The organism is Mesorhizobium sp. P2_C7, assembly GCF_056404515.1.
This window is the reverse complement of the sequence record NZ_JBFUDW010000007.1, coordinates 348,127-368,269: the sequence shown is the minus strand read 5'-3', so window position 1 is coordinate 368,269 and position 20,143 is coordinate 348,127. Positions and strand designations below refer to the sequence as shown.

The following is a 20,143-nucleotide window of genomic DNA, read 5'->3' as shown; positions in this document are numbered from 1 at the left end:
CCTCAGACCGGAAACACCGGAGCGCGCGGCCCGGTCTGAATGAGAAGCGTCTTGAGTTGGGTGAACTCTTCAAAGCCCGCCTGGCCCATCTCGTAGCCGAAGCCGGATCCCTTCACCCCGGTGAGCGGCAGCTGCGGCGCACCGTCAATGATTGTGTTGGCCTGCACCCAGCCGCTTTTCAGCCGCTTGGCGACGGTCAGGACTGTGTCGATATTCTTCGACCAGATGTAGTTGGACAGACCATAGGCAGTGTCATTGGCCAACCGCACCGCGTCATCCACCGTATCGAACCGTGTGATGCTGAGCACCGGGCCAAAGATCTCTTCGCGGAAGATGGTCATATGCGGTTCGACCCGGTCGAAAATGGTCGCCTCGTGAAAATGACCGACCGCCCCTGCCGCTGCGTTTCCGCCGAGCACCAGTTGGGCGCCTTCCTCGATCCCGCTTTTGACGAAGCCGGTCACCTTGGCCAGATGGTTGCGATCAATCAGCGCGCCGACATCCGTGTCGTCGTCGAACGGATCGCCGACCTTCATCTTGCGGGAGCGCGCGACCACCTTGGCGATGAAGTCGTCGGCGATGGCGGACTGCACGAACAGCCGAGAACCCGAAACGCAGCACTCACCATTGTTGAAGAACACGCCCATCAGCGCGCCGTCCGCCGCGGCGTCCAGATCCGCATCGGCAAAGACGATATTGGCCGATTTGCCGCCCAGTTCGACCGAGGATTTGACCAGATGACGGGACGTGTTGCCGACCACACGGCTGCCGGTGCGCGTCGAACCGGTGAAGGAAACGAAGTCGATGCCCGCATGCCCGGTCAGGTGGTCGCCGGCGGTTGCGCCATAACCGCTGACGACATTGAAGGCGCCGGCCGGCACGCCGGCCTCGCTCGCCAGCGCGGCGATCTCGAAGGCTGAGCCTGACGTGAACTCCGATGGCTTCAGCACCACAGTGCAGCCGGCAGCCAGAGCGAACGGGACTTTCTGCGCCAGGATCAGCGCCGGGAAATTCCATGGCGTGACCAGCGCCACGACGCCCACTGCCTCGCGGCTGATCAGCGCCGTCTTGCCATCGCCGATGTTCGTGTAGGTCAGGCCCGCCATCTGCATGGCCAGCGAAGCTGCATAGCGTGTCAGGCCGGCTGCACCATCAATATCGCCGCGCGCAAAACGAACTGGCTTGCCGACCTCCTCGACCTCAATCCTGACCAGCCGGTCGCGGTTGGTGCGGATCAGATCGGCAAGACGGTTCAGGACCTCGGCGCGCTCCATGCCGCTCATACGCGGCCACGGCCCTTCCTCAAAGGCGATGCGCGCCGCCTCGACGGCAAGATCGACATCTTCGGGCGTGCCATCGGCATAGCGGGCGACCACGTCACCTGTGGCCGGCGACCGGCGCTCGATCGAACCGGAACCCGAACCATCGACAAACCGCCCGCCGATAAATTGGTGATAGCTGCGCGTGCTCATGTCGTTCCTCACTGCCAAACCGCATGGGCCATGATTGTTTCCTCGGTTGCGTCCTCGCCTTCTAGAACCGCCGAGATGGCGCCCTCGCGCATGACGATGATGCGATTGCAGAGGCCAAGGATTTCCGGCAATTCCGACGAGACCATCACGACGCTTGCGCCGCGCTTGGATGTCAGTTCGGCGAGCAGGTCGTAGATTTCGCGCTTGGCTGCCACGTCGACGCCGCGCGTCGGTTCGTCGACCAGCAGGATTTCCGTTCCCGCATGCAGTTGACGGGCGATGCCGCATTTCTGCTGATTGCCGCCCGACAAGGTGCGGACCTTGGTGCTGGGGCTCGGCGTCTTGATGCGCATCTGCTGGATGAACAGGGAGACAGCCTCGTGCTCGCGCCAGCCACTGATCAGGCCACTGCGGGTCAACGGCGCCATCTGGGAAACGGTGACGTTAAATGCCACCGACTGGTCGAGGAACAGCCCCTCTGTCTTGCGATCCTCGGGCAGCAGGCCGACGCCATGCGCAAGTGCCCGACGCGGCCCGTCGATAGCGACCACTTGGCCGTCGATCCTGATCTCGCCGCCGTCGATCGGATCGGCGCCGGCGATAGCGCGCAGCACCTCGGTCCGGCCCGCTCCGGCAAGACCGCAGATGCCGACGATTTCGCCGCGCCTGACATTGAAGGAGATATCCTTCAGCACGCCGTTCCGCGATAGGTTGCGTACGTCTAAGCGGATCTCGTCGCCGGGCTGCGAGCGCGGTGGAAATACGTCCTTGAATTCGCGCCCGACCATATGGCGGATGAGATCGGCCGTGGTCGTCTGGCCAAGCGGCATCGAGGCAACGACCTGGCCATCCCGAAGCACGGTGACCTCGTCGCAAATCTCATAGAGCTCCTTGAGGCGATGGGTGATGTAGATGAACGAGACGCCGTGTTCGCTGCTCAGCCGCCGGATCGTCTTGAAAAGATGTTCAAGCTCGGAGTCGCCGAGAACAGCGGACGGCTCATCGAGCACCACGATGCGAGCCTCGCGGGCAATCGCCTTGGCTATCTCGACCATCTGGCGCTGCGCGACACTGATCGTGTCGATGCGCGCTGCCGGATCGACACGGAAGCCAAGCCTGTCGAGCACATCCTGAGCTGCGGCTTTCGCCCGGCGCCAGTCGATCGTGCCCAGACGCGTTTTCGGCAGGCGACCGAGAAAAATATTTTCAGCCACCGTAAGATGCGGAGCCTGGGCAAGCTCCTGATAGATGACCGCGATTCCGAGCTCGAGCATCCGCTCAGGCGTCGGCGCCGCCACCACATCTCCGTCGATGGCCACTTCACCTTCGTTGGCCAAGAACGCGCCAGACAGGACGCGCATCAATGTCGACTTGCCGGCCCCGTTTTCACCGATGACGCCGTGCACGCTTCCCTTGCTGACGGCGAAGCTGACATTGTTCAGCGCATACACACCCGGAAAGCGCTTGTGGATGCCGCGCATTTCGAGAACTGCGTCCTTCATCACGTCGTCTCCCAATTCGAGAAATCGTTTTCTCGATCCCTCAAAAAAAGCTCACAGGCGATGCATCTGCATGCCGCCGCCGATGTGGTAGATGTCCCCGGTGCTGAAGGGCATGCCGCCAATGGCCAACGTCGCCACGCCGCGGGCGATGTCTTCGGGCTGCCCCCACCGCCTGATTGCCGAGAGTTGTCCGGCCTCGACCTGCCCCGAATACTTATCGTAGACATCGGCGGTCATATCGGTCTGGATCAGGCCTGGGCGAATCTCGTGCACTCGGATGCCTGCGTCCGCCAGACGAATGGCGAACTGCTGGGAAGCCATCGACAGTCCGGCCTTGGATATGCAGTACGGCCCCTTTTCCGGCGAGACCAAGCCTGCGTTAGCAGAGGTGATCGTCACCACCGAGCGTTCGAGCCGGGCTTGCGGCTGGGAAATCATCGCGCGCGCTACGGCCTGGGTGAAGAAGAACGTGCCGCGCAGATTGATGCCGACCAGCCGGTCGAAGCTCTCCTCGGTAACATCGAGAAGATCGCCGCGCACGGAAACCTGGACGCCGGCGTTGTTGACCAGGCACGTGGTTGCCCCCAGATCGGCTTCAATGCGCTCTATCAACGCCGCATTGTCCGAGGTCTCGGATATGTCCTTGCGATAAAAGGCGGCATTTCGTCCGTGCGTGCGGGCAAGGTTGACTGTCTCGCTGGCATTCTCATCGTCGACTATGTCGACCACAGCGATATCGAAACCCGCCTGCGCGAGTTCACAACAGATGGCTCGGCCGATGCCGCGACGGCCACCCGTCACAATGGCAAGTCCGCGGTTGATGGAGGCTGCGTGCTCGGGCACAGCAACACCGATTGCAGCCGGGGAGACCTGTTCCAGCATCACGAAGCCTTCCTTGCCACTGCATCGTCCTTTTCGCGGGATGCGATCACGGCCTTCGACGCCAGCAGCCGCTGAACCTCGTCATCGGCATAGCCAAGCTCATCCAGGATCTCGCGCGTGTGCTCGCCGATCTCCAAAGCGAGGTATCGCAGCGCGGGCACCTCGCCGTCGTAGCGGTTGGGATGGTTGACCAGGTGGATCGTTCGGCCACGCACGTTCACCTGCCGGAACACTTGCGCGTGGCTGAGCTGCGCGTCGGCCAGCAGATCGTCATAGTAATTGATGGGCGCCCACCAGATGCCATGGCGGTCAAAGCGCTCGGCGAGTTCGGCCACCGCGAACCGGGCCGTGGCACTGGCGAGCCGGCGAGCATAGTCATCGCGTTCGACGTAGCGGTCGACACCGACTACCTCGCGCAGACCGTCGCTGTCGAGCGCTTCGGCCAGCACGGAAGAATCGCAAAGCGACACCACCACATGGCCATCGGAGGCAGGATAGACACCGTAGGGCGCGGCATGGAACCACGTCGCCAGATTCGCCTCGCGGTTGAGCACCTCGCGGGTCATGCCGCCGGCGAAGTAATTGACCAGCGCCTCGCCCTGCAGGTCGATCGCCGAGTTGATCAGGCTTGCCTCGACACGAGTCCCCTTGCCATCCCGCAAGCGGCGCACCAGCGCACCCAGAATGCCCATCGCCAGCAATGCCCCGCCATGTTGGTCGACGATCGCCGCACCGACCGGCGTGGGGCCACGTTCCGGAGTTCCGGTGACGCTCATTAGGCCGGAACGCGCCTGGGCGAGAAGATCCTGGCCGGGCTTCGTCGCCATCGGGCCTGTTGCGCCAAAACCGCTCGCCGAGGCGAAAATCAGATTGGGATTGATGTCCCGGAGTGCATCATCGTCAAAGCCGAGCTTGGCGAACACGCCCGGCCGGAAATTCTCCATCACCACATCGGCGCCGGCGATCAGACGTCGGGCGACTTGCTTGCCCTCGGTGCTCTTCAGATCAATGCCGATGGAGCGCTTGTTGCGGTTGGCGCAGAGATAGAAGCCGCTGACTCCTTCCACGTAAACGTCAGCACCCGACCAGCGGCGTTCATGGGCGCCATCGATAGGTTCGACCTTGACGACATCCGCTCCCATGTCGGCGAGATATTGGGCGCCTGCAGGACCCTGCAGAAAATGGCAGAAGCTGACGACTTTGATGCCGCTGAGCATTTCTCTTCCCTTGGTTCTGCGCTATAAGTTGCGCATTTGTGAAATCGTTTTCACGCCTTTTCTTATAGCTGTCAAGCCTAATTTGAAACGCTTTCTCAAAGAAAGATGGTGTAGCCTTCAGAAAAGAAGTGTGTCATCAGGAAAACGGTTTCTCGAAAACCGTCGGATTCGAGGCTCAATGGATATCGAGGATGGCGGCGCAAAGCTGATTGATGTGGCCAGGCTTGCGAACTGTTCGCCGGCTACCGTCTCCCGCGTGCTCAATGGCAACCCCAACGTGAACGAGGTCGTGCGGGACCGTGTTGTCCGGGCGGCGCGCGATCTCGGCTACGTGCCCAATGGTTCCGCCAGAGCTCTGCGGTCGACCCGGACAAGGTTGGTCGGCGCGATCATCCCCACATTGGACCACGCCATCTATGCCACGATGGTCGATGGACTTCAGGCGCGGCTCTCCGAAAAAGACGTTTCGCTCATCATCAACACCTCGGGCTACGACATCGATCTTGAATACGAGCAGGCACGTCTGCTGGTCGAGCGCGGCGTCGAATCTGTGGTTCTTGTCGGGTCAACGCATCGGCCAGCCACTCTGGCCATGTTCGAACAGAAGCGCATCAACTATGTGTACACTTACACGTCAAAGGCGACAGAGGCGGGTGCGGCCGTGGGGTTCGACAACGAAAAGGCCGGACGGACAGCCGCCCGTTACCTGCTCGACCTCGGCCACACCAAATTCGGGATGATCGCCGGCATCACCCAGGACAATGATCGCGCTGCAGGACGCCGCGACGGTTTCTTGAATGAACTCGAACGGTCAGGCATCGATCGAGGCTTGGTTCCGGTCGTGGAGGGAGCCTACAGACTGGATGACGGCCGCACCTGCATGCAGCGGCTGATGGACGGCGCCAGAAGACCGACCGCGGTATTCTGCGGCAGTGATATCTTGGCCGCCGGCGCCATCAAATACTGCCGCGCCGAAGGCATCGCAGTCCCGGAGGAGGTCTCGGTTGTCGGGTTCGACAATCTGGAGATTGCGGAACTGACCTCGCCGGAACTGACTACACTGGAGGTGCCCGCGCGCGACATGGGTCGGATTGCCGCCGACTATATCTTGGCATCGCCGTCGCAGCGACTGCATCTGAGACATCGCGAACTCGCCATCAGGCTGATTGTTAGGGGAAGTACGGCTGTCGTCAGACGTTGAAACATGGCGGCCGTGCCCATCCCGAGGCAAGAATTGATCTTGCTTGGATCGAATGACCGCTAGGGGTCGCCAGGCGCAGGTGATCAGGCCTTCGTGCTCCCCACAACCACCACCTGAGCGAGCTCAACAGTGGTTGCTAGGCACGAAATCGGGCGGATCTTCGAAAAACCGCAGGGGCAGGCAGGTCTTCAAAGACCCCCGCATGCTCTGGCGCCTCAAGCTCCATTATGTCGCACTGACCCGCCGACCCACTTGCTGTCTCTGGCGATGCGCAAGGATACATTCGGCGAGGGGAGGTCGAGACACTTGCGGCTCGCGGCTGGACGATTATCGAGTGCTGCGCTCCCGCCCAAGCGTAGCAACATTGGCTTAGGGGGGACACAGTGCCTGATCGGCTCTTCGTTATAAGAAGTCTAACGGAGAAGTAGCCTGGGGTGCTCGGTCTGAGCTATTCTATCCTCAACTTTATGGGCGACACCGGAATTCCGCCAAACCTTGCGCTCCATACGTCCCCTGCCCTGACCGGCATTGCTTCGGTCAGCGTTCCTGTGGAGATAAGTTCTCCTGGTTGCAGCGGTTCGTTCGCCTCCAAAATTAGCACGAGCGGTCCTATAAGAAACTGCTAATATTATGCCAGCCGGCAGTGACAGAGCCGGTGAGGCCAGGCAGCTAGTAGGTCACCCCGAGAGACTGTCGGGCCGCTATTCACCTATCGGGTTTCAGTCATGGGGAGGGCGGCGGAATATGCGAACAATCGATCTGTGTGCAGCCGTTGCTCTGTGCATCGTGCCATCCAGCCTACTGGCGGCAGACGAGGCTTCCATCGAACGCGGTTTGTATATTTCGATCATAGGCGGCTGCCATTTCTGCCACACGGAAGGATACCGTGAAGCCGATGGGAAAATCGACCCGGAGAAAGCATTGAAAGGCTCTTCCATTGGCTGGCAGGGTCCATGGGGGACGACCTACGCAGCAAACCTCAGGGACTCGGCGATGGGCTTTAACGAGGACAAATGGGTCGACCACCTCAAGAACAAGGTCAATCTGCCTCCGATGCCCTGGTACCAAGTCAAAGCCATGAGCGAAAGCGACTTGCGTTCCATCTATCTCTACATCAAGTCGCTCGGACCACCCGGCGAGCTGGCCCCGTTTTACCGGGAGCCCGGCAAGGAGCCGAGGACACCTTATGTCACGCTATCGCCACCCCAGACGCCGAAGAAATAAACGACCCCTTCCAACTTTTCGGGAAAAGCCCGCGCCTCTGGCGGATGGGGAACAATCGTTTAGGGCCGGCGTTCCTTGGGCCGCTGCGGGCCGCGTCAACCGGGCTTCAGCTAGCCTGCCGAGGGAGCGTTTTCGCAATGGCCTACACGGTGATTTGGTACGGGAAACAGGGCATCTTTGAAAAGGCGGCCTTCGACGCCGAGAAGGCTGCTGGCTGGTATTGGCGGCGCCGCTGCCTAGGATGTGGTTAGCCTGAACAGGAGACCGTAATCAAGGAGTATGTGCACGAGATGTTTGCCCAATTCGTCAGTGAAGGCAGAACAATCACGAAGATCGAATTCGTCGACAGTCATCCAGAGGATGACGATTGGGTAGACATCACGTTCGGTCCCAGAGATGCCGCCATTTCGCCACTTGAGTTCCCTGGAGCCAGAAGAAAGACCTGAGCCAGGGGGGCGTGAAACATGGTAGGATTTCCAGAGGGACATGATCGGCTTTGCGCAATTGAATGGCTGGTCAGGCGTCTGGCTGTAGATCGCTGCTTTTTGGAGGCTGACCCATTGGCTGCAGCGGAAAGGCTCAAGGCCGAAAGCGAAGAATATGGCATGCTGCTTGTCAAACATGCCGCCGACAGCAATGTGACCGAACAAGCCATGGTCGCGATCGAAATCAGTGCTGCGATTTCCATGTTGGTCGAGGATATTCCGGGCGACGTGGAAGGAGCCCTAAGTCTCGGCCGCTCGGTGCTTTAAAACGGCCACCAAGCTAGGACGACGCCAGCGGACGCGGCGAAGGCGACGTGACTGCTGTCTGAGCGTCCGCTTTTAGGAAACTGTACCACTAGTCGGAACGACTACCATTGGGCGCAAAGTTGCCGTTCAGACCGCAGAGAACTCAGGAAGTCGATGCCTTCCGCACTATCAAAAGCCGAATCTAGTATCCTACTTTGTCCATAAGCACCCGCAACTCGGGCTGAGGCGCGACCCAGAAAGTTCGAAAAGCTTCCAGGAACCCCAGCCATATTTTTCCGGGTCCATGCTGGAACATCATCATCTCTCGGATAGGGCCGCAGCGATTTATGATCTGTCTGGTCAATGACCAGGGCCAGTTCACACGTGTGGCATGACAGCCGCCGAAGCGGGCTGCCCTCATTAATCCAGGTGATTTTCCGAACGCGCGACCTGCGCTAAAATATCACCTTACCGAAGTTGAGACCCGTCGTGGCTAGGACCGACAAGCGCCCATTCAACGTCAACGTCTTCCTCAATACGGTCGACGGCGGGAGGACTGTGGCGACGTATCGCAAGAATCAGACTGTCTATTCGCAGGGCGACCCGGCGGATGCCGTCTTCTACATCCAGAAGGGCAAGGTCAAAGTCTGCATCGTATCGGAGCAGGGCAAGGAAGCGATCGTCGCTCTCCATGAGAGCGGGGACTTCTTCGGCGAAGGCTGCTTGTCCGGCCAGCCGCTGCGCTTGGCTACAGTTTCCGCGATGTTGGACAGCGTCATTACGCGGCTTGATAAAGCATCAATCACGCGGGTGCTTCGGGAGGAGCCGAAGTTCTCAGAGATGTTCATGTCCTATTTGCTGGCGAGGAACGCCCGCGTCGAAGAGGACCTGGTAGACCAGCTTTTCAATTCGAGTGAGAAGCGTCTGGCGAGGTTGCTCCTTCTGATGGCAAACTTTGGCAGGGAGGGGAACCCTCAGCCTGTCATCCCGAAGATAAGCCAGGAGACGCTCGCGGAGATGGTCGGCACCACCAGGTCGCGCGTTAGCACGTTCATGAACAAGTTCCGCAAGCTCGGGTTCATCCATTACAATGGAAATCTGGAGGTTCATAACTCCCTCCTGAACGTGGTCCTGCACGACAATCCTCACCTGAGGGACAGGGACCGTTGAAGACTGTTCTGTGTGGAACAGCCAAGTCACCTGCGCGGATGTTATGTTTTCGCGGCGGTCCCACCCTCCGGACCGGACCTACAACCTAAGACCATCTCGGCGAGGCAACGGCATGACTGCCGGCGTACCGACCGCGGTCGTGCGAGTCAGAAAGATGGCTCGGCGTTGTTGGTGACGTCGGCGCGTCCGTCCCGCACCCCCCCGCAAGCGGACGCGCCGGCCTTGTTGCGCTAGGGTCAATCGTTGCGGACAAGCCAACCGTAGGAAACGCCGAGCGCCGAGAGATTCCGATTTGGCGTCCGATCGTGTTCTTCGGCTTTTTGATCGTACGTTGGCCGCAATCACCTGTTTCATGGTCATGCACAGAGGGCTTGTGCATTGTCCGCCACTCGGCACTGCCTTTCCAGCGACCATGGTGCGTGGCGGCCATGTGATGGCTCACGCGAACTCGGACGATCTCTTCAAGCTGGCCGTTCGAAAGCATGGACATGGCCTCAACAGTATAGCCTTGAACATCTCCCCCTTTTCCATACAAGGTCATCGAAGATTCCACCAAGACGGGTGGCGGTCAAAATGGAACTTCAATGAACCTTCCCATCTTCGCCATCAACCTCGATCGCGAGACCGGTCGCTGGAGCGAATTGCTCGCCAGCTCCGAAGCGGCCGGCCTGACCTTGCAGCGCATTGCGGCTATCGACGGCCGCGCGCTTGCCAAGGCGGACTGGACGGAGATCGATCTTCCAACCGCGCGCAAGTTGAGCGGGCGCGACATTCTGCCCGGCGAATATGCCTGTTACCGCAGCCACATCCAGGCGCTGGAAACGTTCCTGGCCGGTGGCAGCGCCTATGGCCTGATTGTCGAGGACGACGTCCTCTTCAGCGAAAACACCATGCGGCGCATCCAGGCCATCATCGCCGCGGTGCCGGATTTCGACGTCATCAAGCTAAACAACCATCGCATGAGCTTCTTCATGCGCGCCGTCGAGACGACGGAAGGCGACGAGATCGGTCGCGCGCTGCATGGCCCGCAGGGCTCGGCCGCGGCCTATCTGGTGACGCGGGAGGGCGCGCAAGGGCTGTTGTCGGCGCTCGCGGTGATGAAAATGCCGTGGGACGTCGCACTCGAACGATTTTGGGATACCGGCCTGAAAGTCTATTCGGTCCGCAAAAACGTGCTCGGCTTCGCCGCCAGCAGCAAGATTTCCGGCATAGCCGGCCCCTCGGGCAGCTACAAATTCGCGCGGCTTGCCTGGCCGAGCCGGCTGGACGCCGGGGCGTTCCGGGCCAAGGACGAGTTGAGCCGCCTGCATCACGTCCTGCTGCGGCCGCCCTTGCCGCGCGAAATTCCGGATTATGCCAGGGCCGACGCGCCGCGCTACACAGTGCTTCTGGTCCTTGCGGCATTCGCCATTCTCGCCATGGCCTCCGCGGTCTGGCGCGAGGCTGACACTTACCGCTTCGCGGGGATAGCGCTCGCCGCGGTCGCAGCCATCCGCTGGTTCAGGCAGGACCTGTGGACCTACAGCAAGCCACTGATCGGATGGGTCGGCGGTCTCTGCCTGGGTTGGTCGCTCTATGTCTTCATCCGACTGGCGATCGTCTATTTCGGCACCCACCAGCTGGGTGCCGCCGAAGGCATCTACCTGTTTCCGCTGTTTTATGCGACGACCGGCTTCGCCCTCTTGCTGTTTGTCAGGCGGCCTGGGCAGCTCGTCCTCTGGTTCATGGTCCTCAGTCTTGTCTTCCTGGCGGCGGACACCGGCTATTCGGACATCCTTCACGGAACCAGACCGGAGCCTTGGCTCTTCAACAATCCCATTCACGCGTCGGTGGCGGCTGGTTTCATCTTCCTTTGCACGCTGCAATTCATGGCATACACGGCCCAAAGAACGGACCTGAACAAGGTATCCAGGATCCTGCACTGGGCGCTGTCGACAGCCGTCCTGCTGTTTGCCTTCGCCAACATCGTTGCGCTGCGGTCGAAGGGCGTCTGGCTTGCGCTCGCGCTCGTCCTGCTCCTGCTGGCGATCATGACGCTGGCGAGAGGTCATCGCCGCGAGCTGATGATCGGAGGCGGCGTGCTGGCAATCGTTGCAGCCAGCGTTGTCGCCATGCACAACATCTTCTGGTCCACCGCCGGCGACACCATGATCTTCGTCAAGAACCTGGTTTCGGATGCATTGAGCCATGGCGTCCTCCCGGCCTTCGACCGCGCCATCGCCAGCAATACGGTTCCCTTAGCGGCCAGGGAACGGCTGATGCTGTGGGCCGATGCGATCGAGGTCTGGAAACGCCACCCGATCTTCGGAGCCAGTTCCAGCTGGCTCACCGAATGGCAGAACAGAACCTACCACCCCATGATCTTCAACGTCTTCCACAACGGCTATCTGGAGATAGCCGTGCGCTACGGCGTGGTCGGGCTGGCGTTCTTCGGCTTTCTCTACGCCTGGTCGTCCAGGCAGGTCGTGCTGGCCGTGCGGGCCAAGCTTGTCGCTCCGGCCGTATGGTCCTGCTACATCTCAACGTTGGTCTTCTTCGCCCTCACCGTCCTCAGCAATTCGAACAATCGGCTGGCGATCGGCGAGGCCTTCATGTGGCTCGCTGCTGCATTCGGCTTCTATTGTTTCTACCTTCGCCAGCAGAAGAACCTTGTCGAGCCGAGAACCTATTTTTGATGCATGTCGCCCAAAAGCGGCCCCGAGCTTGGGGCAACGACATGCATAAAACAAAGGCTTAAAGCGCGTCGCCTCAATCCGCTTCAACGCGACGCGCTATAGATCGCCGGCGCGTCGCGTGACGGCTCAGCTCGCTTCGCGCATCGCTTCGGCGGCCTGCAAGTCGACCGAGACCAGCTGGCTGACACCCTGCTCGGCCATCGTGACGCCGAACAGCCGGTTCATGCGCGCCATGGTGATCGGGTTGTGGGTGATGATGACGAAACGCGTCTCGGTGGTCGCGGCCATCTCGTCCATCAGATTGCAGAAACGCTCGACATTGTGATCGTCGAGCGGTGCGTCGACTTCGTCGAGCACGCAGATCGGCGCCGGATTGGTCAGGAACACGGCAAAGATCAGCGACATCGCCGTCAACGCCTGCTCGCCACCGGACAGCAGCGTCATGGTCTGTGGCTTCTTGCCGGGCGGGCGGGCCAGGATTTCAAGCCCGGCCTCGAGCGGATCGTCGGATTCGATCAGCTGCAATTCCGCCGTGCCGCCGCCGAACAGATGCGAGAACAGTCGCTGGAAATGGCTGTTAACCACGTCGAAGGCGGCAAGCAACCGCTCGCGGCCTTCGCGGTTCAGGCTCTGGATCGCTTGCCGGAGCTTCCGGATCGCCTCAATGATGTCCTCGCGTTCCGACACGATCGTCTCCAGCCGGTCGGAAAGCTCCTTCTGCTCTTCCTCGGCACGCAGATTGACGGCGCCGAGCCGTTCGCGCTCGATCTTCAGCCGGTCGAGCTGGCGCTCGATCTCGGCCATTTCGGGCATCGGGCTGTCGGCCTCCAGACCGGTATGGCGGATGACCAGATGCGGCGGCGTGTTCAGCGTTTCCTGGATGCGCGCTTCCACCTCCAGCCGGCGTTCGTCGGCTGCCGTCAGCCGTTCTTCGGCGCGGACGCGGGTCTCGCGCGCCTCGGCCAGCGACTGGATGGCGCCGGTGGCCGCCTTGTCCATTTCGGATTGCCGGTTTTCCGCTTCCTGCAGACGGTCGGCGGCCGCCTTGCGCAAGGTCTCGGCCTCCGTCAACTGTGAGAGCAAGGCGCGCCGCTTGGCGTCGATTTCATCGGGCGCATCGGCCAGTCGCTCGCGTTCGGCCTCGGCCTCGGCCTTGCGTTCGCCAAGCGATGCGATCTGCGTCGAGGCGTTTTCGGCCCGCTCCAGCCAGTTGCTACGCTCGGCGCCAATGGCATTGAGCCGGCGCGTGCGCGCCTCGGCTTCGCGGCGCAGCCCCTCATGCACGGCACGCGCATCGGCAAGCGTGGCGCGGTCGCGGGCGACATTGGCCGCGGACTGTTCGAGCTGCAATTGCAAATCACCGAGATCGGGCGCGTCCTGCAGCAGCATTTCGGCCTCGGCGAAGGCCGCCGAAGTCTCCTCATGGCTGTCGACGATACGGGCGCGCGCCTCATCGAGGGCCGCGCGCCGGCTCGCCAATTCGCCGCCGGCCTTTTCAGCCTCGGCCAGCGCGTTGCGGGCGGCGTCCAGCCGATGCTGGGCGTCACGCCCGGCCTGGCGCGCGTTGCGCTCGGTCTCGCTCGCAAGGCGAAGCGCCTGTTCGGCCTGGGCCAGTGCCTCCTCGGCCTGGCGCAGGACGAGCGTCGCCTGCACCGCTTCGGCATCGAGTTCGGCCAGCCGGTTCTTCTGCGCCAGCCTTTGCGCGGCCGCGGTGGGCGCATCGGCACTGGCGGTAAAGCCGTCCCAGCGCCAGAGCGCGCCCTCACGGCTGACCAGCCGCTGGCCGGGAGCAAGAAGCGCCTGCAGCCGGCGGCCATCGCCTGATACAACGATACCGATCTGCGCCAGGCGGCGGGCAAGCTGTGCCGGCGCGTGAACGACGCTGGCAAGGCTCCTGACGCCTTCAGGCAGAGCCGCGTCGCCGGGCTGGATCTCGCTTTCGCCCCAATGCACCGGTGCGCTGCGGTCGAGCGGCACGTCGAGGTCTTCGCCAAGCGCAGCACCCAGCGCCGTCTCGAAGCCACGCTCGACGCTGATCTGCTCCAGCACAGCCGGGAACAGATCGCCACTGGCGGCATTCAGGATCTTGGTCAGCGTGCGTGCCTCGGTCTCGATGCGCGCCAGCTCGGCCCTGGCGTCCTGCAGCGGCGGGCGGGCCGCGCTTTCGGCGGCGCGGGCATCGATGACCGATTGCTCGGCCTCGGCTACGGCAGCCTCTGCCTCATCCAGCAGCGCCATCGCCTGTTCCACCAGCATGCGCTTCTCGGCCGGATCCGGCAGGCCGGCGACCTTGGAGAGGATATCCGACAGTTCCCGGTCGACATCGGCAAGCTGACGGCCGAAACGATCGCGGCGCTCGGCGGTGTCGCGCAGCGTCCGTTCGATCTGGTTGCGCGAGGCGGCAGCCTCGGCCCGCTCGGCGGTCAGCGCGGCGAGTTGGGCTTCGCTTGCCGAAAGCGTCGATGCTGCGTGTTCGAAAGCCGCGCGGGTGCTGGCTTCGCGCTCGGCGGCACCGGCATTTTCGGAATTGAGCGCGGCTTCTTCGGTGCGAAGGCGCTCAAGAATATCCGCATTGTCGCGGACCATGCGTTCCTCGCGCGCAATGTCGCCGTCGAGCTGCTGCAGCCGACGCTCGAGTTCGCCCTGACGGGCGCGGATGCGGCCGGCTTCCTCCTCGATCTGCGACTTGGCGATCGACAGGCGCTGGAAGGCGGCGGCAGCGGCGGCTTCCGCGTCGCGCAGCTCCGGCAGGCGGTGGGCGCCAATGCCTTGCTCCCTTGCGGCGGCCATCTGGGCTGCGGCGCGGTCACCGACCAGGGCGGTGGCAACAGCCAGCGCCGAGCGCGCCTCGCCTTCCTGTGTCTTGGCCAGTGTCCAGCGCAGATGCAGCAGCGTCGCTTCCGCCTTGCGGATATCGGCCGACAGGTTCTTGAAGCGTGACGCCTGGCGCGCCTGGCGCTTCAGACTTTCGATCTGGCTTTCCAGCTCGCCGACGACGTCGTCCAGGCGCTCCAGGTTCTGCTCGGCCGCCTTCAGCCGCAACTCGGCCTCGTGGCGACGGGTGTGCAGGCCGGAAATGCCGGCGGCCTCTTCGAGCAAGGCGCGGCGCGCCTGCGGCTTGGCCTGGATCAGCTCGCCGATGCGGCCCTGCCCGACCATCGATGGCGAGCGCGCGCCGGTCGACTGGTCGGCGAACAGGAGCTGCACATCCTTGGCGCGCGCCTCCTTGCCGTTGATGCGGTAGAGCGAGCCCGCCTCACGTTCGATCCGGCGCGACACCTGCAACTCGTCGGCATCGTTGAAGGCAGCGGGCGCCGAGCGGTCGCTGTTGTCGAGGAAAAGCGTGACTTCGGCGGTGTTACGTGCCGGGCGTGTGCCCGAACCGGAAAAGATGACGTCGTCCATGCCGGACGCGCGCATGTTCTTGTAGGAGCTTTCGCCCATTACCCAGCGCAGCGCCTCGACCAGGTTCGACTTGCCGCAGCCATTCGGCCCGACAATGCCCGTCAGGCCGCGTTCGATGACGAACTCGCCGGGCTCGACGAAGGACTTGAAACCAAGGAGGCGAAGGCGCGAAAACTTCATTCGCGCCGCCCGCTAAGCGGATTCAGCAAAGATGTGCCGCGGTTTCCACGGCAAGGCAAATGGGCGACCGGCGCCGGGCGCGGCCGCTTCGATGCTGCCTGAGCGTCAGAGCAGAGGGTCGATGATGGCCGACATTTCCGCAATCGACATCGCCCCCTTGTAGGTCTTACCGTTGATGAAGAAGGTCGGTGTCGAGTCGACCTTGAATTCATTGGCGCCGCGCTTCTGGACCGATCTCACATCGTCCAGAAGTTTCTGGTCCGTCAAGCAGGCCTCGAAGGACTCCTGTGTAAAACCGGCGAGCTTGGAGATTTGCAGCAGCGCATCCTTGGTATTGGGCACTCCAACCCAGTTCGCCTGCTGCCTGAACAGCACGTCCACCATCGGGAAATAGTTATCCTTGGCGCAGCGCGCCAGCATGAATCCGGCTTCGGCGCTCGGATCGAACGGGAATTCGCGCAGGATGTAGCGGGCCTTGCCGGTGTCGATGTACTTGGTCTTCAGGTCCGGAAAAGTGGTCTCGGCGAAATGCGCGCAATGCGGGCAGGTCATCGAGGCGTATTCGACGATGGTCACCTTGGCGTCGTCCTTGCCAAGCTGCTTGTCGGGCAGCGCACCCGGCTTCAGCAGTTCCGCCATATCCACGGTGCCCTGGGCTTCCGGTGCAGTCGCGGCGGCCGGCGTGGCCGGCTTCGCAGGCGCGGCCGGGTCCGCGGGCTTTACATCCGCCGCCTTGGCTTGCTCGTCAGAGTCGCTGCAGGCGGCGAGCAGGGCGACCGCCGGAATGGCGGCCAGCGAAGTCAGGACGTTTCTGCGAGACAAGCTTTGGCCAAACGGGGGACGGTTCATACGAATCACCTGACAAGAGTTGAATTTTGCAATGCAAAGGCACGAAAAGGCGAGAGTTGGCGCGAATTAAGGCATCTCCATCCCCAATCCAATCGCCAAACCTGACAGGGGCGATCACGAATGCGAGATATTGACGACAAATCTATGACTTCCTTTCGCCCAGAATGGTGGCGCCGAGCCTTTCCAGCGAGGCGCGCAGCCCATCATCGTCGACCAGGCCGACGGTCGAGGACAATTTCGACTTCTCGGCCGCGGTCAGCGGCCTGAAGGTCGGTTTGCGCTTTCCTTGGTCCGCTGTCACCGGCTTCTGCAGGATCCTGATCCGGCTGATGGCGGTGAAACCGAGGAAGGCGTTGACCCGGTTGATGATCTCGCCGGTTTCGTGCTGCAGATGCAGCGCCGCCATGCCTTCGCAGGCGATGACCAGCACCGCCGGCTCGAACGGATCGTCTTCATGCATGCGGCGCGGCCACTGGATCTTTTCGGGACGCGAGCGGCTGGCAAGGCGTGGTCCGGCGATCTCTTCCCACGACTGGACGAGGCCGATCGAAATGCCGGCCCGCTTGCGCAGCACCGGGTCGAGGATTTTGGTCGCAAGATCGCTGACCGGGACGGGATTGCCGTAGGGCGTTCTCCCTGCCATGTACGTTCTCCAGCCTCACCAGCATCGGCCAAGGCCAATTCCCGATCAATGGCACCAGCAGACCAGACCCGCAAGACCACACCCCCATTCGGTGCCGACATCGCGACGCGCCTGCTCGGCTGGTACGATGTGCATCATCGCGAGTTGCCGTGGCGCATCACGCCGCGCGAGCACGCGCGCGGCGTGATGCCCGATCCCTACCGCATCTGGCTGTCCGAAGTCATGCTGCAGCAAACGACTGTCGAAGCGGTGAAGGCCTATTTTCGCGTCTTCGTCGAGAAATGGCCTGATGTCGGGGCGCTTGCCGCGGCGCCGACCGAGGACGTGATGAAGGCTTGGGCCGGGCTCGGCTACTATTCCCGCGCGCGCAATCTCAAGGCCTGCGCCGATCTTGTGGCCCAGCGCGGCGGCCGGTTTCCCGACACGGAGGCCGGCCTCAGGGAACTGCCCGGCATCGGCGCCTATACATCGGCGGCGATCACGGCGATCGCCTTCGACCGCCCCGCCGCCGTCGTCGACGGCAATGTCGAACGCGTCATCTCCCGGCTGTTTTCGATCACAACGCCGCTGAGCGAAGCCAAGGCCGAGATACGCGCCCATGTCGAGTGCATGGTGCCAGGGACAAGACCGGGCGATTTCGCCCAAGCGATGATGGATCTCGGCGCCACGATCTGCACGCCACGCCGGCCGCGCTGCATGCTGTGCCCGCTGCGCGAGGATTGCAGCGCGGTCGTTTCAGGTGACCCCGAACATTTCCCGGTGCGGCTGCCCAAGGCCGACAAGCCGCTGCGGCGCGGTGCGGCCTTCGTCGCCGTGCGGGGCGACGGTGCCATTCTGCTGCGCAAACGGGCGGAGAAAGGCCTGCTTGGCGGCATGACCGAAGTGCCGACGACCGCCTGGACAGCGCGGATCGACGGCGCCACCACGCAAGCGGCGGCACCCTTTCCCGGCAACTGGAAGCCCACGGGGCGGATCGCCCATGTCTTCACCCATTTCTCGCTCGAGCTCGACGTGTTCCTTGCCCATACGAACGGCGAGACGCCGGCCGGCCATTTCTGGTCGCTGCCTTCGGACATTTCAGGCGAAGCACTGCCCACTGTCATGAAAAAGGCAATCGAGGCTGCGATACCCGGCGCGACGAAAAAACCGTCGCCACACAGTGCAAAGAGGCCCCATGACTGAAATCCGCCACATCGTTTTCGACATCGGCAGAGTGCTGATCCACTACGATCCGAATATTCCGTTCAGCCGCCTCATTCCGGATGCCGAAGAGAGAAAGTGGTTCTTCGACAATGTCTGCACGCATGACTGGAACATCGAGCAGGATCGCGGCCGGACATGGCAAGAGGCCGAGGCGCTGCTGATTGCGGAGCATCCCGATCACGCGGAAAACATCCGCAATTTTCGTCGCTACTGGCACGACATGGTGCCGCACGCCTATGACGACAGTGTCGCCATCATGGTCGGCCTTATCGAGAGCGGCCACGACGTGACCATGCTGACCAATTTCGCCACCGACACGCTGGCCGAGGCGCGCAAACGCTTCGATTTTCTCGAACGGCCACGCGGCGTCACCATCTCCGGCGAAGTCAGGATGATCAAGCCGGATCGCGGCATCTACGATCATCACGTCGCCGCGTTCGGGCTCGAGCCGTCGGCCACGCTGTTCATCGACGACAGCCAGAAGAACGTCGACGGCGCCAAGGCGGCCGGCTGGCAAGCGGTGCTGTTCACCGATGCCAAGACGCTTCAGGCAGACCTTGAACGCCTCGGAATCATGGCGTGATTTGAATCGCTTCCGGCGATCCGTTGATACCTTGAGTCAGCGACAATGGTGGCAATTGGCAGGGGTTCAGGCCCCTGCCCGCTCCATGCCGAGCCGGGCAATGCGGCGAAGCTCGTCGATCGGGGTCAGGCCGCCGCTGCGCTCATAGTGCCAGAAGGTCCAGCCGTTGCAGGCATCCAGGCCCTGCACTTCGGCGCCGATCTTGTGGATCGAGCCGGCGCTGTCGCCGATCGCCACGGTGCCGTCGGCGCGCACCTTGGCCGCCCAGCGCTTCTTGGCGTCGTAGAGCGTGGCACCTGGCGCCACCAGCCCGGTATCGATGAGGCTGACGAAGGCGACGCGCGGCTCGGCGCGCTTGCCGGTGAGTACGGTCAGGTCGGCGCCGTCCAGCGGCCGCACCGCGTCGATGCGCTCGTTGGCGGCATCGATATAGGCCTGCTCGCGCTCGATGCCGACGAAATGGCGGCCAAGCCTTTTGGCCACTGCGCCGGTGGTGCCTGAGCCGAAGAAGGGGTCGAGCACGATGTCGCCGGGTTTGGTCGAGGCCATCATGATGCGCGCGAGCAGCGCTTCCGGCTTCTGCGTCGGATGCAGCTTGTCGCCATTGTCGTTCTTCAGCCGCTCGCCGCCGGTGCAGATCGGAAACAGCCAGTCGGAGCGCATCTGGATGTCGTCGTTCGAGGCCTTCATGGCTTCGTAGTTGAAGGTGTAGCCCTTGCCCTTCTGGTCACGCGACGCCCAGATCATCGTCTCATGCGCATTCTGGAAACGGCGGCCACGGAAATTCGGCATCGGATTGGTCTTGCGCCAGACGACGTCGTTGAGGATCCAGAAGCCCAGGTCCTGCATCTTGGCGCCGACCCGGAAGATGTTGTGATAGGAGCCGATGACCCAGATGGTACCATTGGGCTTCAGCACCCGCCGCGCCGCCAGCAGCCAGGCGCGGGTGAAGGCGTCGTAGGCCTCGAAGCTCTCGAACTGGTCCCAATCGTCGTCGACGGCATCGACCTTCGACTGGTCGGGCCGGTGCAGGTCACCATCGAGCTGAAGATTGTAGGGCGGATCGGCGAAAATGACGTCGATCGACTTTTCCGGCAGCCGATCGAGCGCGGCAACGCAGTCACCCTTGAGGATCGTGTCCAGCCATTCGGATTGCTGGGGGGCGTGGGATAGCTCGTCGAGAAGACGCACGGCAGACATTCTGAC

At 62.4% G+C, this 20,143-nt stretch carries 15 protein-coding genes; 7 read left to right on the top strand and 8 right to left on the bottom strand.

Annotated elements, in window-relative coordinates; all coding sequences use genetic code 11:
- Positions 1-2: 2 nt before the first annotated feature.
- From AC1D2G_RS17630 to AC1D2G_RS17615, 4 genes are read right to left on the bottom strand one after another with little or no spacing between them, the layout of a single operon-like run.
- A complete protein-coding gene (locus tag AC1D2G_RS17630) occupies positions 3-1,472 on the bottom strand; it encodes an aldehyde dehydrogenase family protein (protein WP_477304518.1) in 1,470 nt (489 codons plus the stop codon).
- Between the two features lie 8 nt (positions 1,473-1,480).
- Complete coding sequence (locus AC1D2G_RS17625) at positions 1,481-2,974, bottom strand: sugar ABC transporter ATP-binding protein (protein ID WP_477304516.1); 1,494 nt, start codon at positions 2,972-2,974, stop codon at positions 1,481-1,483.
- A 51-nt stretch (positions 2,975-3,025) separates the two neighbouring features.
- A complete protein-coding gene (locus AC1D2G_RS17620) occupies positions 3,026-3,856 on the bottom strand; it encodes a 3-ketoacyl-ACP reductase (RefSeq protein WP_477304830.1) in 831 nt (276 codons plus the stop codon).
- Positions 3,856-5,073, bottom strand: a complete 1,218-nt coding sequence (locus AC1D2G_RS17615; RefSeq protein ID WP_477304514.1) for a CaiB/BaiF CoA transferase family protein — start codon at positions 5,071-5,073, stop codon at positions 3,856-3,858. The genes AC1D2G_RS17620 and AC1D2G_RS17615 overlap by 1 nt, the downstream gene beginning before the upstream one ends.
- On the opposite strand from AC1D2G_RS17615, the gene AC1D2G_RS17610 reads away from it, so the two are divergent.
- From AC1D2G_RS17610 to AC1D2G_RS17590, 5 genes are all read left to right on the top strand, one after another.
- Positions 5,060-6,274, top strand: a complete 1,215-nt coding sequence (locus AC1D2G_RS17610) for a LacI family DNA-binding transcriptional regulator (protein WP_477226044.1) — start codon at positions 5,060-5,062, stop codon at positions 6,272-6,274. The two genes, AC1D2G_RS17615 and AC1D2G_RS17610, sit on opposite strands and share 14 nt — an antisense overlap.
- A 744-nt stretch (positions 6,275-7,018) precedes the next feature.
- On the top strand, positions 7,019-7,498 hold the full coding sequence (locus AC1D2G_RS17605; RefSeq protein WP_477226043.1) for a hypothetical protein: 480 nt from the start codon (positions 7,019-7,021) through the stop codon (positions 7,496-7,498).
- Between the two features lie 560 nt (positions 7,499-8,058).
- Positions 8,059-8,250 carry a hypothetical protein gene (locus tag AC1D2G_RS17600; RefSeq protein WP_477226041.1) on the top strand — a complete coding sequence of 64 codons (192 nt, stop codon included), beginning with the start codon at positions 8,059-8,061 and terminating at the stop codon, positions 8,248-8,250.
- A 468-nt stretch (positions 8,251-8,718) separates the two neighbouring features.
- Positions 8,719-9,399, top strand: coding sequence for a Crp/Fnr family transcriptional regulator (locus AC1D2G_RS17595; RefSeq protein ID WP_477415584.1), 681 nt, complete (start codon positions 8,719-8,721; stop codon positions 9,397-9,399).
- Between the two features lie 584 nt (positions 9,400-9,983).
- Positions 9,984-12,074 carry an O-antigen ligase family protein gene (locus AC1D2G_RS17590; protein ID WP_477415582.1) on the top strand — a complete coding sequence of 697 codons (2,091 nt, stop codon included), beginning with the start codon at positions 9,984-9,986 and terminating at the stop codon, positions 12,072-12,074.
- A 126-nt stretch (positions 12,075-12,200) separates the two neighbouring features.
- Here AC1D2G_RS17590 and smc read toward each other — a convergent pair whose 3' ends face one another.
- The 3 genes from smc to AC1D2G_RS17575 form a co-directional block, all read right to left on the bottom strand.
- Positions 12,201-15,659 (bottom strand): chromosome segregation protein SMC, encoded by a 3,459-nt coding sequence (gene smc, locus AC1D2G_RS17585; RefSeq protein WP_477415580.1) that lies wholly within the window; start codon positions 15,657-15,659, stop codon positions 12,201-12,203.
- 105 nt (positions 15,660-15,764) lie between these two features.
- The gene (locus AC1D2G_RS17580) at positions 15,765-16,508 is read right to left on the bottom strand and encodes a DsbA family protein (protein WP_095091955.1); all 744 of its coding nucleotides are present in this window, start codon (positions 16,506-16,508) and stop codon (positions 15,765-15,767) included.
- Positions 16,509-16,650: 142 nt separating this feature from the next.
- The gene (locus AC1D2G_RS17575) at positions 16,651-17,151 is read right to left on the bottom strand and encodes a DUF721 domain-containing protein (RefSeq protein ID WP_477394133.1); all 501 of its coding nucleotides are present in this window, start codon (positions 17,149-17,151) and stop codon (positions 16,651-16,653) included.
- A 48-nt stretch (positions 17,152-17,199) separates the two neighbouring features.
- On the opposite strand from AC1D2G_RS17575, the gene mutY reads away from it, so the two are divergent.
- Positions 17,200-18,333, top strand: coding sequence for an A/G-specific adenine glycosylase (gene mutY, locus AC1D2G_RS17570; RefSeq protein WP_477415578.1), 1,134 nt, complete (start codon positions 17,200-17,202; stop codon positions 18,331-18,333).
- Positions 18,326-18,937 carry an HAD family hydrolase gene (locus tag AC1D2G_RS17565; protein ID WP_477415576.1) on the top strand — a complete coding sequence of 204 codons (612 nt, stop codon included), beginning with the start codon at positions 18,326-18,328 and terminating at the stop codon, positions 18,935-18,937. Before mutY ends, AC1D2G_RS17565 begins: the two co-directional genes overlap by 8 nt.
- Before the next feature lie 66 nt (positions 18,938-19,003).
- Here the strand turns inward: AC1D2G_RS17565 and AC1D2G_RS17560 are convergent, their stop codons facing one another.
- Complete coding sequence (locus AC1D2G_RS17560) at positions 19,004-20,137, bottom strand: DNA methyltransferase (RefSeq protein WP_477415574.1); 1,134 nt, start codon at positions 20,135-20,137, stop codon at positions 19,004-19,006.
- Positions 20,138-20,143 lie beyond the last annotated feature (6 nt).

Coding starts and splice junctions, on each gene's coding strand:
- AC1D2G_RS17630 (WP_477304518.1), bottom strand. CDS start 1,472: ATGAGCACGCGCAGCTATCACCAATTTATCGGCGGGCGGTTTGTCGAT.
- AC1D2G_RS17625 (WP_477304516.1), bottom strand. CDS start 2,974: ATGAAGGACGCAGTTCTCGAAATGCGCGGCATCCACAAGCGCTTTCCG.
- AC1D2G_RS17620 (WP_477304830.1), bottom strand. CDS start 3,856: ATGCTGGAACAGGTCTCCCCGGCTGCAATCGGTGTTGCTGTGCCCGAG.
- AC1D2G_RS17610 (WP_477226044.1), top strand. CDS start 5,060: ATGCCGCTGAGCATTTCTCTTCCCTTGGTTCTGCGCTATAAGTTGCGC.
- AC1D2G_RS17615 (WP_477304514.1), bottom strand. CDS start 5,073: ATGCTCAGCGGCATCAAAGTCGTCAGCTTCTGCCATTTTCTGCAGGGT.
- AC1D2G_RS17605 (WP_477226043.1), top strand. CDS start 7,019: ATGCGAACAATCGATCTGTGTGCAGCCGTTGCTCTGTGCATCGTGCCA.
- AC1D2G_RS17590 (WP_477415582.1), top strand. CDS start 9,984: ATGAACCTTCCCATCTTCGCCATCAACCTCGATCGCGAGACCGGTCGC.
- smc (WP_477415580.1), bottom strand. CDS start 15,659: ATGAAGTTTTCGCGCCTTCGCCTCCTTGGTTTCAAGTCCTTCGTCGAG.
- AC1D2G_RS17580 (WP_095091955.1), bottom strand. CDS start 16,508: ATGAACCGTCCCCCGTTTGGCCAAAGCTTGTCTCGCAGAAACGTCCTG.
- AC1D2G_RS17575 (WP_477394133.1), bottom strand. CDS start 17,151: ATGGCAGGGAGAACGCCCTACGGCAATCCCGTCCCGGTCAGCGATCTT.
- mutY (WP_477415578.1), top strand. CDS start 17,200: ATGGCACCAGCAGACCAGACCCGCAAGACCACACCCCCATTCGGTGCC.
- AC1D2G_RS17565 (WP_477415576.1), top strand. CDS start 18,326: ATGACTGAAATCCGCCACATCGTTTTCGACATCGGCAGAGTGCTGATC.
- AC1D2G_RS17560 (WP_477415574.1), bottom strand. CDS start 20,137: ATGTCTGCCGTGCGTCTTCTCGACGAGCTATCCCACGCCCCCCAGCAA.